This is a genomic window from Mucilaginibacter inviolabilis, from assembly GCF_011089895.1.
Lineage (GTDB): Bacteria > Bacteroidota > Bacteroidia > Sphingobacteriales > Sphingobacteriaceae > Mucilaginibacter > Mucilaginibacter inviolabilis.
Genome location: NZ_JAANAT010000001.1, coordinates 3645477 through 3659579 on the forward strand (window position 1 = coordinate 3645477; position 14103 = coordinate 3659579).

The 14103-nt window shown below is 41.1% G+C and carries 15 protein-coding genes; 9 read left to right on the plus strand and 6 right to left on the minus strand.

What is annotated here, in order from left to right:
* Positions 1-2: 2 nt before the first annotated feature.
* Positions 3-683, minus strand: coding sequence for a response regulator transcription factor (locus G7092_RS15020; protein WP_166090602.1), 681 nt, complete (start codon positions 681-683; stop codon positions 3-5).
* A gap of 188 nt (positions 684-871) precedes the next feature.
* On the opposite strand from G7092_RS15020, the gene G7092_RS15025 reads away from it, so the two are divergent.
* Both G7092_RS15025 and G7092_RS15030 read left to right on the plus strand, forming a co-directional pair.
* Positions 872-2116: a Na+/H+ antiporter gene (locus G7092_RS15025; protein WP_166090604.1), complete on the plus strand. Its 1245-nt coding sequence runs from the start codon at positions 872-874 to the stop codon at positions 2114-2116.
* A gap of 95 nt (positions 2117-2211) precedes the next feature.
* On the plus strand, positions 2212-3162 hold the full coding sequence (locus G7092_RS15030) for an alpha/beta hydrolase (protein ID WP_166090605.1): 951 nt from the start codon (positions 2212-2214) through the stop codon (positions 3160-3162).
* A 117-nt stretch (positions 3163-3279) separates the two neighbouring features.
* Here G7092_RS15030 and G7092_RS15035 read toward each other — a convergent pair whose 3' ends face one another.
* Together G7092_RS15035 and G7092_RS15040 are read right to left on the minus strand one after the other, a co-directional pair.
* Positions 3280-3891 carry a prealbumin-like fold domain-containing protein gene (locus tag G7092_RS15035; RefSeq protein WP_166090606.1) on the minus strand — a complete coding sequence of 204 codons (612 nt, stop codon included), beginning with the start codon at positions 3889-3891 and terminating at the stop codon, positions 3280-3282.
* A gap of 310 nt (positions 3892-4201) precedes the next feature.
* Positions 4202-4687: a hypothetical protein gene (locus tag G7092_RS15040; protein WP_166090607.1), complete on the minus strand. Its 486-nt coding sequence runs from the start codon at positions 4685-4687 to the stop codon at positions 4202-4204.
* A gap of 261 nt (positions 4688-4948) precedes the next feature.
* On the opposite strand from G7092_RS15040, the gene G7092_RS15045 reads away from it, so the two are divergent.
* The 7 genes from G7092_RS15045 to G7092_RS15075 all read left to right on the plus strand — a co-directional run bounded on the left by G7092_RS15045 (position 4949) and on the right by G7092_RS15075 (position 10587).
* Positions 4949-5350: an OsmC family protein gene (locus tag G7092_RS15045; protein WP_166090608.1), complete on the plus strand. Its 402-nt coding sequence runs from the start codon at positions 4949-4951 to the stop codon at positions 5348-5350.
* A 10-nt stretch (positions 5351-5360) separates the two neighbouring features.
* Positions 5361-6260 (plus strand): class I SAM-dependent methyltransferase, encoded by a 900-nt coding sequence (locus tag G7092_RS15050; protein WP_166090609.1) that lies wholly within the window; start codon positions 5361-5363, stop codon positions 6258-6260.
* A 226-nt stretch (positions 6261-6486) separates the two neighbouring features.
* On the plus strand, positions 6487-7509 hold the full coding sequence (locus G7092_RS15055; RefSeq protein WP_166090610.1) for a sensor histidine kinase: 1023 nt from the start codon (positions 6487-6489) through the stop codon (positions 7507-7509).
* Entirely contained in the window at positions 7490-8251 is a 762-nt protein-coding gene (locus G7092_RS15060) for a LytR/AlgR family response regulator transcription factor (protein ID WP_166090611.1), read from the plus strand. The genes G7092_RS15055 and G7092_RS15060 overlap by 20 nt, the downstream gene beginning before the upstream one ends.
* A 137-nt stretch (positions 8252-8388) precedes the next feature.
* Positions 8389-9198, plus strand: a complete 810-nt coding sequence (locus G7092_RS15065) for a DUF1223 domain-containing protein (RefSeq protein ID WP_166090613.1) — start codon at positions 8389-8391, stop codon at positions 9196-9198.
* Between the two features lie 252 nt (positions 9199-9450).
* Positions 9451-9882 carry a hypothetical protein gene (locus G7092_RS15070; RefSeq protein WP_166090614.1) on the plus strand — a complete coding sequence of 144 codons (432 nt, stop codon included), beginning with the start codon at positions 9451-9453 and terminating at the stop codon, positions 9880-9882.
* A gap of 24 nt (positions 9883-9906) precedes the next feature.
* Positions 9907-10587, plus strand: coding sequence for a metal-dependent hydrolase (locus G7092_RS15075; RefSeq protein ID WP_166090615.1), 681 nt, complete (start codon positions 9907-9909; stop codon positions 10585-10587).
* A gap of 72 nt (positions 10588-10659) precedes the next feature.
* Here the strand turns inward: G7092_RS15075 and G7092_RS15080 are convergent, their stop codons facing one another.
* The 3 genes from G7092_RS15080 to G7092_RS15090 form a co-directional block, all read right to left on the minus strand.
* Complete coding sequence (locus G7092_RS15080) at positions 10660-11136, minus strand: organic hydroperoxide resistance protein (protein ID WP_166090616.1); 477 nt, start codon at positions 11134-11136, stop codon at positions 10660-10662.
* A gap of 141 nt (positions 11137-11277) precedes the next feature.
* Positions 11278-12336 (minus strand): alpha/beta hydrolase, encoded by a 1059-nt coding sequence (locus G7092_RS15085; protein WP_166090617.1) that lies wholly within the window; start codon positions 12334-12336, stop codon positions 11278-11280.
* A gap of 108 nt (positions 12337-12444) precedes the next feature.
* Positions 12445-13722 carry an epoxide hydrolase family protein gene (locus tag G7092_RS15090; protein ID WP_166090619.1) on the minus strand — a complete coding sequence of 426 codons (1278 nt, stop codon included), beginning with the start codon at positions 13720-13722 and terminating at the stop codon, positions 12445-12447.
* Positions 13723-14103: the final 381 nt, after the last annotated feature.

Below are 14103 nucleotides of genomic sequence, written 5' to 3' on the forward strand. Positions count from 1 at the left end.
GTTTAAGCGTCTTTCATGATATAGCCCATTCCTATAATGGTATAAATTAACTTGCTACTAAAGCCTTTTTCTATTTTTTTACGAAGATAGTTTACATAAACATCTATAAAATTGGTACCGGTATCAAACTCAATGCTCCAAACTTTTTCGGCGATATATTCTCTTGACAATGTTTTGTTAGGATGCCGCATAAACAGCTCCAGCAAGGTATACTCCTTGGCAGTTAAAGTGATCTGCACTCCTTCACGTTCCGCGGTTTTGCTCCAGGTATCCAGGTTCAGATCGCCGAAGGAGATCATCTGCTCATCGGTTTGCGAGCGTTTAAACCGGCGTAACAGGGCCTCTATACGGGCCAGTAACTCGCTAAAGTGAAAAGGTTTCACCAGGTAATCATCTGCACCGGCCTGTAAACCTTTTACTTTATTATTTACATTATCCAGCGCGGTTAAAATCAAAATAGGAATATTAACACCGGCCTTTCTAAACTGGCGGCATAGTTCAATCCCGCTTATATCCGGCAGCATTACATCCAGGATAATGATATCAAAGTTGTGTGTGTCTATAATTTTTTTGGCAGATGCGCCATCACCGGCCACCGTGGCATTATAGCCATTCTCTTCCAAACCTTTGGAAACAAATGCGGCTACCTTGCTTTCATCTTCTACTAAAAAAACATTTCCCATTTTAAATACCTCACTATTAATACGCTATAAGATAAGAATCCTTTTTTTATTCAAAGAATCATATTATAAATGAAGTTTGCATGATTTTTGGGTTTACAGCCCCTATAATGTAGATATTTTAAGCTTTTGGGCGCTGATAAATTTATTGTTTACATTTATGACCAGGAGCAGATAGTATAAAGCCTTTTATGGAGAATTACAGCATTGTTATATTTATTCTTGCGGTGATGATTGGTCTTTCGGCTATTGCCGATAAAATTAAGCTTCCTTATCCTGTACTGTTGATTGTTGCCGGTATTGCCGTAGGGTTTACCCCCCAGATACCAGATATAGAGCTCAATCCCGAGATCGTTTTCCTGATATTTTTACCGCCATTGCTGTATGACGCGGCATTTAATATCTCATTCCAAACTTTTAAAACTAATATCAATACGATAGGCACTTTGGCTATTTCGCTGGTGTTTATTACTACCTGTGGCATTGCTGTAGCTGCCCATTATATGATACCCGGTATGACCTGGCCGCTTTCCTTTGTACTTGGTGCCATACTTTCGGCTACAGACGCGGTAGCAGCTATGAGTATTACCAAAGGCCTGGGACTCACACATAACACCAACACCATACTGGAAGGTGAAAGCCTGGTGAATGATGCTTCGGCATTGGTAGCCTATCGCTTTGCGGTTGCCGCTGTAACCGGTACTGCCTTTGTATTCTGGAAGGCTTCGTTGCAGTTTATCATACTGATGGCCGGGGGATTTGTTATTGGGGCTGTGATGGGCAGAATTCTGGCCTTTATCATTAAACGGGTACATACTAACAGTTTAGTAACCATTAGTTTTATGCTGCTGATGCCCTTTGTAACTTACCTGGTTGCCGAAGACCTGCATGTTTCTGGTGTTATTGCGGTAGTGATCCTGGGTTTAAGTATAGCGCGTTTCAGTAACAAAGTATTTCCTGATGCCTTAAAAAAACAATCCAAATCTATCTGGGATATCATTATTTTTTTATTGAACGGCTTAATCTTTATTTTGATAGGCCTGCAATTTCCACAGGTTATAAAAGGTCTTAATAATAGTCAGATACTGGCCTATATAGGCTATGCTTTTATCATAACGGTTATTGCCTTGCTGTTACGCATGGCGCGTGTGTTTTTACAACGGATAAATTTGCAACGGGCTTTTCAAAAAGGCAAAGGAAAAATCACAGAAGATGCCTTGTTGGATATGAAAAACAGTTTGATCATTAGCTGGTCGGGCATGCGGGGTATTGTATCATTGGCTATAGCTATTGGTTTGCCCGCAACTTTGGCCGATGGCAGTCCATTTCCGGAACGGCACGCTATCATATTCATTTCGGTGGTGGTAGTTCTATTTACACTGATTGGTCAGGGTCTTACCCTGCCCTGGATCGTAAAACGTTTAAAAACCGATTAAAATAATTGTAACAATAAGCATCTGTTTAAAAAACAGGGGCAATTTAAACCTGTATTTAAAGTTATGATAAGCGTATTTTTATTTAATGCTTTAATATGAATAAGTGCAATATCAAACCATATACGTGTCTTTTTATTTCGACTTTTACTTTTATCTTTTTTCTGTTTACCGATAGCACTGTGTTTGCTCAAAACACTGCCCGCTCAGAAGATATTCCACTTTGGCAGGGCGCACCACCGGATGGCCCGGGACCGCAAGGGTCTGAAAATGTAAGTACCAATGGCTCCTACACTAATATTTCGGTGCCCCGGCTAATTGTTCACCAACCAGAGCATCCAAACGGTATAGCTGTATTGGTGATCAGCGGTGGCGGCTACGCACATTTGGAGGCAGGAAAAGAAAGCACCCCGGCCGCTAACTGGCTGCAATCTGAAGGCATTACCGCTTTTGAACTCATTTATCGTTTACCGGGAGAGGGCTGGACTAACACGAATGTACCTTTTCAAGACGGGCAACGGGCCATGCGCATCATCAGGAGCTTATCAAAAAAATATGGATACGATCCGCACCGTATCGGCATCATGGGCTTTTCGGCCGGTGGGCATTTGGCCGGAATGACAGCGACAACATTTGATCAGCAATTCTATACTCCGGTTGACAAAACCGATCTCGTATCTGCCAGGCCCGATTTTGCAGCGTTGCTTTACCCGGTAATAACGATGCTGCCGCCATATGATCATACCCATTCCGAGAAAGAAATTATAGGCAAGCATCCCGACAAAAAGGCTCAAAAACGTTACTCGGTGCAGCTTCATGTTACCCGGAAAACGCCGCCTACCTTCCTGGCCCAGGCCGAGGACGATCCTATCTCCAATGTGCAGAACAGCCGTTTAATGTATTCAGCACTTCAGGAGCAACAGATACTAACCGAAATTCATCTTTTCCCTACCGGTGGGCATGGTTGGGGGATGGGAGCTCCAGGTTTACCTGAGCAGGAATGGCCAAAATACTTTAAAACCTGGCTTAAACGTATCCATATTTATTAAAAACAAAACCCCTACATGATGCGTGCAGGGGTTTCTACGTCTACCGATATCAGGAATAATCTTTCCCTGATTATTGATAGGTTATTAAAATTTGCTTCATTGATTTAGCTATAATGATTAATGTAATTCAACTCCAACCACTTGGCCATCATTGTCTATATTAACAAATGCAAAAGTTAGGTAATAGCGATTAGTGTTATAAGATTGTTGCTGATAGTAATTGATACCTCCATAACCATCATCTGCATGCCCAGCATATTTATCGTAAGTACCCGAATAATTAACTCCAACAGTAGTTTCAAGGTAGTATTTTCCCGGCTTTAGGTTTGGAAAGGTAAATTCTCCTGTTGAATTTGTAATAGCTGTATAATGATAATACCATGCTTGCTTACTCATGTAAACAAACCTAAGCTTTTTTTCATTTTGCTTTTTCTTTTTTAAATCAAGAAATTCCAACAAATACGGTGTTACCGGAAACAGCACTACTGTGGAGCGATTAGCATTTATTCGTGATGCAAACAAAGCCTTATTTCCGTTTGCAGCCCTACGTACATAAGCAACACCTTTTATAGTAGAAGCGCCGCGCCCCAAGGCATTAATAGCTACCACTGAGTCAAACTTTGTTTGCGGGTATATATAAGTAGTGTCATTTCTTTCGGGTTGTACATATTGGCCTCTCGCAATAAATGTAAAAAGAGTAAACGCCAGCATTAAAGGGATTGTTTTCATTCGATATGTTTTAACGTTTGTTACATCTAAGTTTGATCAAATAAATATGATTTTATAAGAAAAATGACAGCATATATTTTAATCCCGCAGGATTAAAGCACTTTTTAGAAATTTGGATTTAAATTAAACAATGCTCCAGACACAACTCTATTTTTATAAGTAGTTGACTAAAAACACTTAAAAGGCCGATTCAAAAAAGCCCATATCGATCATCAAACTAAAAAGCCCCGCGAATATGCGGGGCTTGATTATAAAAAAAACCGACAAATAAAAATACCCCTATTATTTACGTACCGGCAAGATCGATCGCTTACGGTTTAGTGATGGCAATATCTATTTTCCCATCTTCCATACCTTCTATATTCTTGTCAGTAAATATGGTTTTGGAAGTCTTCTCCAGGGCAGTTAACAGATCTTCTGTACTACCTTTGGCATGAGCTACTAAAATTACAGAACCGGTACCGCTAAACTTCATTTTGGTGCTATCAACCCCGGCGCAGGCTTTCACATTGGCATTCAGTTTCCGGAGATTTTCCATGGTAATACCTTTTATGGTGATAACTGTTTTATACCCTGTAAGCGCATTGGCAGGTGCAGATGCAGTTGCATCAGCTTTCTTTTTCTTTTTAAAGATCCCTAAAACTTTGTCGCCGGTGCCACCAGCCCGGTTTGCAGTGCTCGACGCATTATCTGCTTTGTTAAGTAAACTGTTTGCTTTGTCGATAATGCCCTGTGCTTTCACTGTAGATGCCCCTCCAACTACGAAGAGCAAAATTAAAACGATAAGATTTTTCATGACGGATTGATTTGGTTAATGCCTGTATAGATTATTATAGATGATGGTAGCTTCATATAGTTCCCTTCGATGCGTTCAGGTTATAGGGATATCTTACACATCTATACATCAATAATTACTATACAAAACTATTTCATAAATACATGAATGGAAATACCAGTATTTTTGGAATTATTTATACCAGTTTTCAGGTAGTTTTTTAAATCTCCGGAAAGCGTGTTTTCAAAAGCATTAACTTCACTTACAATAATTATTTACCATATGGCAACTATTTCAACAACCTATATTGGCGATTTAAAGACCGAAGCGATACACCTCCAATCGGGCTCTAAACTCATTACCGACGCCCCAACCGATAATCATGGAAAAGGTGAAGGTTTTTCACCAACAGACCTGCTTGCCGAATCATTAGCCGGATGTGTTTTAACTGTAATGGCTTTGGCCGCACGTTCGCATGGCATCAATATGGATAATACCCAATGTGATGTATCCAAAGTGATGGCGGCCAATCCGCGCAGGGTGGCAGAAATCATCCTTAATTTTAAATTCCCGACGGAATATACCGATCAGGAAAAAAAGATCCTTGAATTGGCCGCGTTAACCTGCCCGGTATCAATAAGCCTGCACCCTGATCTTAAAAAAACCATCAATTTTGGGTGGTAGCAAATCAACCATGGTTTTAGCGGAAATAGAAGAAGACATACAAGCCATAGAACAAGACGAGGCGATTTACCAGGAGATCAATTTTAACAGCCGGGCAAATGCTATCGACTTTATTGATTTCCATATTATTGACAGGATTGATGGGTTGCTGCAAAATTCAGCATATCAAAAAGAACTGACTATACTTCAACAACGGGCAGAAAAAGTAAAAACCGACCTAGAAAAAATAGATAATAACTTATTTAAGCGGCTCAGAGAAAATATAAGAACGGGTACTTACAAGGAATCATCTTTCCTAAAAACTCTCGATGAATATTTTGATCAGGATGATAATCCGACGGATAACATCGGATATGATAACCTGGATAATTTTATGAACGGTTTATTATCAGATCAGGCCATTCCAGAACCCATTATGGAACGGGAACAGGAAATGGTATTTTATCAAAAAACACCCGCCAGAATAATACTGGAGATAGCAGAACTTGCCAACTTAGGTTCGGAAGATGTTTTTTTTGACCTGGGATCGGGCCTGGGCCAGGTACCCATTCTGGTAAATCTGATCAGCGGAACAGCAGCCAAAGGCGTGGAATATGAACCGGCTTATTGTAATTACGCCAAAACGTGCGCATCGCAGCTCAACTTACACCTTGTTGAATTTATTAATATAGATGCCCGCCTAGCAGACTATTCGCAGGGTACGGTATTCTTCCTATACACGCCTTTTGGAGGAAAGATCTTACAAACTGTGCTGGAAATATTGCAAAAAGAATCGCTAAAACGAACTATCCGGATTTTCACTTACGGCCCTTGTTCCGAAACACTGGCCCAACAAAACTGGCTTAATTGTGTACATGGCGCGGTGAATGATCCGTATAAATTATGTGCGTTCAGAAGTTTGTCTTTTTAATCCCACTATCCTGAATATTCACGGCTGCAATAGTCTGGTTGAAGATGTAAAATGTCTAATTGAGCCATAAACAGGCTCGCGATTTCCGATTTAGACCGTAGTTTAGCAGAATAGACCGCAATTAATCAGCTAAAGGGAACGTCTCCGATAAGCTAACACGTCGGTCATAATTTACTTTATCTTTGCTTTGCAACCACCTGTGTTCCCGTAAAACAACTTATGCTGAATGAAAAATAAAAACTTTAAAATATCACCGGGAATTATATGGGTCAGTTCAATTTTTCTGGGTTTATTATCGTCGGTTCCTCAAATTGCCGAGCGGCATTTTAACCCGGCAGAGGCTGCTGTAAACTCGGCAATTACCGGTTTATTTGCCTTGTTTGTATGGTATTATAATATCTACACACTTCGCGACAACCCGGTCACCAATCGCCCTAACAGGATTTTTTCTTATTACCGGCTGCTCACCAGCTTATTGATCGGTATTGGGGTTATGCTGGCTTTGGCATCAATACAACAACTCATATTATCGCATATCAATTTTGGCCCTGTAGTGCTGATGGTGGAAGTGAGGGGTATACTCATTAACCTCGTTTTTTACATGTTTATACACCTGCTGTATCAAAACTATAAAAACCAACAGGTAAATATTGAGCTGGAGCGTACCAAGGCCGATAACCTGGGCGCGCAATACGAATTATTGAAACAACAAATTAACCCCCACTTTTTATTCAACAGCCTAAATACGCTGAAAGCCATGGTAGAAACCCATGATAAAAATTCGGTAGATTTTATTCTGAAATTGTCTAACTTTTATCGCTTTACCCTGGAAAGCCGTAAGCTGGATCTCATTCATTTATCAGAAGAACTGGAAATAGTGGAAGCTTATAATTTTTTATTAAAAGCCCGGTTTGAAGATGGTTTTACCTTCACCAATACCATTAGCGAGAAATATTTAGGAACCCTTATTCCCCCTTTTACTTTACAGCTACTGATAGAAAATTGTATCAAACATAATGTGGTATCGTTGGAGCGCCCGCTGCATATCCAGTTTTATGAAGAGAACGATAGTTTAGTAATGGAAAATCAGATGCAACCTAAAAGAAATGAGGAATCATCATTAGGTGTAGGGTTAAAAAATATCAGTCTGCGTTACAGTCATTTACTGGACAAAAAGATCGAAATCATTAATGACAATAAAATATTCAAAATAAAACTCCCGGTAATACATGAACATTATCATCATTGAAGACGAATTAAAAGCGGCCCGTTCACTCGAAAATATGATAGCCGAGGTTAGACCGCAGGCAAAAGTAGTAGCACAACTGCAGAGCATCGAAAGCTCGGTAAAGTATCTGACCGAGAACAAACAACCCGATCTCATATTCATGGACATTCAGCTTTCAGATGGCCTTTGCTTTGAGATCTTTAAATCAGTTAAAATTACCAGTCCTATTATTTTTTGTACCGCGTTTGATGAATATTCATTGGAGGCATTTAAAGCCAACAGTGTAGATTATGTACTGAAACCGTTTTCAAAAAGTGATATCACCGATGCTTTTAAAAAGGTGGATGAGCTCAAAAACTTTTTCCAACAAAGTATTATGCCCGATCTGGGTAATTTGTTGACGCAAATTGCACAACCGGCTGGCAAAAAAAGTTTCCTGGTATTTAAGCATAACAAATACACTACGGTATCTACCGATAGTATCGCTTTCTTTTATATCCGTAACGAGGCCACATCCATCATGTGTTTTGATCAGCAGGAGTATTCCTTAAATCAATCATTGGATCAGGTGATCAGTTTATTATCACCCGTACAATTCTTCAGGCTAAACCGGCAATATATTGTAAACTTTAGTGCAATAAAAGAGGTAGAGCATTACTTTATGCGTAAATTATTTGTAAAACTTACCATTCCTACGCCCGAGAAATTGCTCATTAATAAAGAGAAAGCGCCTGTTTTTTTAAACTGGCTCGAGAATAGATAAAGCACATTTATAAATGCCAAAATATTGGCATTTATAAATGTCTAATCGAACCGGGATTATGACTAATTGGACCCTTTTGTACTAAATAAGCAGCTGTTAGGAGAATACTTTTGAGTTAATTAAAAAAATCAGAAGATATGAAAACTCTTAAAATTTTAACATTTTGTGCTGGCGCGATAGCTTCCATATTGTTAACCACTGCTTTAATCGATCCTTCAACAGCTTCTCCTAAAAAAGACAATCCTCCGGTTACCGGAAAGGGATTTGCTTTATTGGAACTATTTACATCTGAGGGCTGCTCAAGCTGCCCGGCAGCCGATGACTTGTTAGCCAAAATCCAAAAAGAATCAAAAGACAAACCTGTTTACGTACTGGCCTACCATGTTGATTACTGGAACCGCCTGGGTTGGAAAGATCTGTTCAGCAACGCAGAATTTTCCAGGCGGCAGGTTACTTACGGCCAATGGCTTAATAACCCGCAAATTTATACCCCACAGGTTATTATCAATGGCAAAGCCGAATGCATAGGCTCGGACGAAACGGCCCTTCGTGATGCCATTTCCGGGGCGTTGGCAGGTACTGCTTCAGCAAATGTTGCCTTACAGGTTCAGCAGGATAAAGATAAGCTGGCTGTTAATTACCAGGTAACCGGAGGTTCCACAACAGATAACTTATTGATAGCACTTGTGCAGAAATCGGCCATCAGCAAAGTAGCCGCTGGTGAAAACAGCGGTCGTACCTTAGCCCATGCACAGATAGTACGCCAACTGCAAACGGTTAGCTTAAATGCCAACAAGAAAGGCATCTACTATATCAAAACTCCCCAAGGCTATAATTCACAAAACTGGGAGGTAGTGGGTTTTATACAAAACAGTACTACCGGCGAAGTTTTAAGTGCAACCCGGGCCAACCCTAACAGCAACAGCAACGTTAAAAGTAATATATAATGAACAGCACCGGAAAATATAGACAAAGTAGATTATTAGTCGGAATTATATCATTATTTTCTATGTCGATACTAGCAAGAGCGCCATTTGAAAATAATCCGCAGGATTGCGCCATGATCAGCGTTACAGGAAAGAAGCATAAGGGCAAACATCCTACCGATGAAGATCAAATACACTGATAAGCAAACCATACCGGCCTTCCAAAAGAGGGCTGGTATTATTTTATAAATGGTACAGTAAAATATCTGATTTATGAAAAAGCTACTTTTAACAGCAATGACATCACTCCTGGGTATAGTTGCTTATGCTCAAACCCCATATGGCTCTGCACGGGAACTGAAGTGTACAGAAGAGGCGGTGACTTTTAGTACGAACATACGCTCTGGCTTGCACCTGTATTCGCCTCATATCGGTTATGCAGACATGCTCAAACCCACGCCTAACTTTACCTCATCAAATCTTTATATAAGCAAAAACAGTATCCCCCAATCATCTCTTCCAGCCAAGTTTGAAAAAGCCTTTAATCCAGGATCTGCATCCACACACACCAATAATTTGTTTCTTCAAAAAATGACACAAGGCCTGTTTCAGATAGACGAAACGGCTATTAAACGCGCTTTTATCATCTATGATTACAGCAGATTTTTACCGCCGGCAAACACCGGGATCATTACTTTAAATTGATTAATATTACATAAAAAAAGTCCTATGAAAATTACGTATTACGGCCACTCCTGCTTCTCGGTAGTTGCTGGTGGCAAACACATTTTATTTGATCCTTTTATAACAGGAAATGAATTAGCCAAAGACGTTGATATCAATACCATACCGGCCGATTACATTTTTGTATCCCATGGCCATTTTGATCATATACAGGATGTGGTAGCTATTGCCAATCGTACAGGCGCCACCGTGGTTGGCATTTGGGAGTTATATTCCTATTTCGGCAAACAGGGGGTAAAAAATGTACATCCACTAAACCCGGGCGGTAAGTTTACTTTTGATTTTGGCACAGCCAAATCAGTTATCGCCCAGCACTCCAGCAGTTTGCCCGATGGAACTTATGCCGGCGTAGCCTGTGGCTTTGTTTTAAAAACTGCTGAAGGTAATTTTTATTACAGCGGTGATACCGGGCTTACTTTAGATATGACCCTGATCCCTAAATGGGCAGATATCGACTTTGCTGTTTTCCCGATAGGCGATGCCTTGACCATGGGCATAGATGAAGCCATTGAAGCCGCTCAATTTGTTAAAACCAATAAAGTATTAGGCGTTCATTATGATACCTTCGGCTTTATTAAAATTGATAAAGCCGATGCTGTTAAGCAATTTAAAACAGCGGGTATAGAGCTGTTTTTACCGGCGATAGGGGAAACTTTTGATATCTAAACAGAGTCAAAATTTATCCATAAAAAAACCTGCCCGAAATGATCGGGCAGGTTTTTTATTTAGAAAGGGGTATTAAACCAGGTTGATCACTACGTTGATATTACCTTTGGTTAGTTTAGAATACGGACAGGTTTGGTGAGCAGCTTCGATCAAAGCTTGTGCTACTTCACGATCTAAACCTGGCAGACTTACATTAAGACGAGCCTGTAAGAAGTAAGCACCTGAAGTAATCCCCAGATCTACTTCTGCATCAATTGCTGATTCCGTTGGAAGTGTTATTCTCATTTTGGCAGCTGTAATGCCCATTGCTCCTTCAAAACATGCTGACCAACCAGCAGCGAATAACTGCTCCGGATTAGTACCGGGAGCCGATGTACCCGGAGTAGCATGCCTGATATCTAAACGACCATCGTTGCTGCGCGAAAAACCTTCACGGGCACCGGTGGTACGCACTTTGGCGGTATATAATACTTTTTCGATTTTGTTATCGGTAATATCTTCGATGATTTTGATTGCATTCACTGGTGAATCTATTCTGTTGGTTTCCATTGTTTTATTTTTTAATTATTGCTTGTTATTGTTTTGTTGCTCAAATATACCCTCATATCGGGCGCTGTCCTATCAGTAAATACAGCAAACGGACAACCGGCCAGCTGAATCAGACATTTTTAAGTCTGAATATTTTATGACTTATTTTGTATAACCATCAACCTCGATGATCGCGTCGAAAAAGGCCTTTGGAGCTTCCTGTGGCAGGTTATGCCCTATGCCACCGGTAATGGTATGGTGTACGTATTTACCAGAGAATTTATTACGGTAAGATGCAGGGTCGGCATGTGGTGCGCCATTGGCATCGCCTTCAAGGGTGATGGTTGGCACAGCTATAACCGGGCTTTTTGCCAGTTGTTTCTCCAGGTTATCATATTTCGCTTCGCCCTCGGCCAGGCCCAATCTCCAACGGTAATTATGAATCACGATGCTTACATAGTCCGGATTTTCAAAAGAAGCCGCGCTGCGGTCTAAGGTAGTTTCATCAAAGTTCCATTTTGGTGATGCGGTTTCCCATATCAGTTTAGCGAAATCACGACGGTATTTGTCATAGCCCTCACGACCACGTTCTGTTGAGAAGTAATATTGATACCACCAGCTGAACTCAGCTTTTGGTGGCAGTGGGTGTTTGCTGGCTTCCAGGTTGGTCATGAGGTAACCGCTCACCGAAACCAGGGCCTCACAACGCTCAGGCCACAGGGCAGCGATGATACAGGCAGTTCTTCCTCCCCAATCGTAACCGGCGAATATGGCTTTTTTAATCTGAAGGGCATCCATCAAATTGATGATATCCACAGCTACGGCAGATTGCTGGCCGTTCCTGGGTGTGTTATCTGAAAGGAAACGCGTAGTACCATGACCACGCAAGTGCGGAATAATTACCCGGTAACCCGCAGATACCAGCAAAGGTGCAACATCAACAAAGCTGTTGATATCATAGGGCCAGCCATGCAGCAGAACAACCACTTTACCATTGGCTGGACCTACTTCCACATAACCCATATTCAGTACGCCGGCTTTAATTTGCTTAACGTTATCAAATGCCTTATTTGCAATGGGTTTGAATGGGGCTTTGCCTGTTGAGTTTGTATTTTCAGATTGCGCTTTTGCCGGGCTAAATATTCCAAGTTGAGTGGCTGCTAGAGTAATTGCGGCGGTACTTAAAAAGCGACGGCGACCGTATTGTATTTCGTTTGACATCTTTGTTTCTCCTTTTTATTTTATTGGTAGATTGAATGATAATTACCGGTAGTCCGCAGGTCAAATTGAATATATTGGCCTGCGGCCGGTAACATTATATATGATCAGTTATTTGCGTAATGATTTGAATGCGGCACGAAGTTCTTCGGCAAAAAGTTGTGGTTCTTCCCAGGCAGCAAAATGGCCGCCTTTGTTTACTTCGTGAAAATAGATCAGTTTGTGGTAACTTTTTTCGGCCCAGTTTTTTGGCGCCTGGTATATCTCGCCAGGGAAAACGGTTATCGCTGCTGGGATCGAAATGTCAACAGCATTAAAGTTGTTGGCATTGTTTTCCCAGTATAGTTGTGCTCCCGATGTAGCGGTATTGGTTAACCAGTATAAGGAAATATCATCCAGCATCTCGTCTTTGGTCAATGATTTTTCAGGATCACCGCCACTGTAAGTCCAGTCAGCAAATTTATCATAGAACCATGAGGCCAAACCTACCGGTGAATCAGACAAACTGTAACCAATGGTTTGCGGACGGGTAACCATCATAGCAGCGTAACCACCGCCCCGGGTATATAGATTATTTAATGATTGGTAAGCAGCTTTTTCTTTAGCAGGCAGACCTGCAGGTGCAGGGCTTCCGCTGGCCAGTAATTTGGCTATATCAGCAGGCACTGTGGCCGGCATGTTAACATGAATACCTAATAGACCTACGGGTTTTTGAGCCGCCATTTTATCGGCAACTACCGAACCCCAGTCTCCGCCTTGCGATACATAGTTTTTATATCCTAAACGCTTCATCAGCACATCCCAGGCGCGGGCTATGTGATCGGCGTTCCAACCGGTAGTGGTAGGTTTACCAGAAAAACCATAACCAGGCATTGAAGGGATAACCACATCAAAAGAATCTTCCTTGCGACCGCCATAAGCCTCCGGATCGGTCAGCGGACCAACAATTTTCAGCAATTCAAAAACAGACCCCGGCCAGCCATGGGTGATGATCACCGGCAGGGCATTTGGATTTTTGGAACGTACGTGGATAAAGTGGATATCCAGACCGTCGATATTAGTTATGAATTGTGGCAGAGCATTCAGTTTATCTTCTGCTTTGCGCCAGTCATACCCTGTTCCCCAATATTTTACCAGGGCTTGTATTTTTTCTAATTGAGCACCTTGGGAACGATCGGTAACTGTTTCTTTTTCGGCCCAGCGGGTTGCCTGTACACGTTGGCGCAGATCGGCAACAGCTTCATCTGAAATATGGGCGCGAAAAGGGCGGATAGCATTTGATGCCTGCGCATCGGCAGTTGTATTGGTTTGAGCAAAACTGGTTGCTGTAAGCAGGACAAAAACACCGGTGATAAATTTACTGATAAGGATACGTTTGTTCGTTTTCATGATTTAAATGTTTGAGTTTTCTTTTTTGTTTCCTCAAAAGTATCGTCACCCTGCCCCTAACCCAATCACTATATATGGCAAGTAGACAAAGCCCACCCCGAACCAGTCATTTTTAAACCCGAATTTTTATTTTAAAAGAGAAATCATCCGTTTAAGCCCTCCCGGGGGTATATAGGGCAAATACAGAACATTATGGTGGAAGCAATTGATAAAAAACAGCACAACTAAAAGACAATAGTTATCCTCCGATTAAATCTAATGACATCAAACGTTTGCGTCAATTTTTGAAGAAGTATAGTTCTATTTCCCTGATAAAAAGCACCATTCAGCGTCTTACAAAAAACAGGAATATTTTCTGACGGATTCAAATTTTAGATTTTT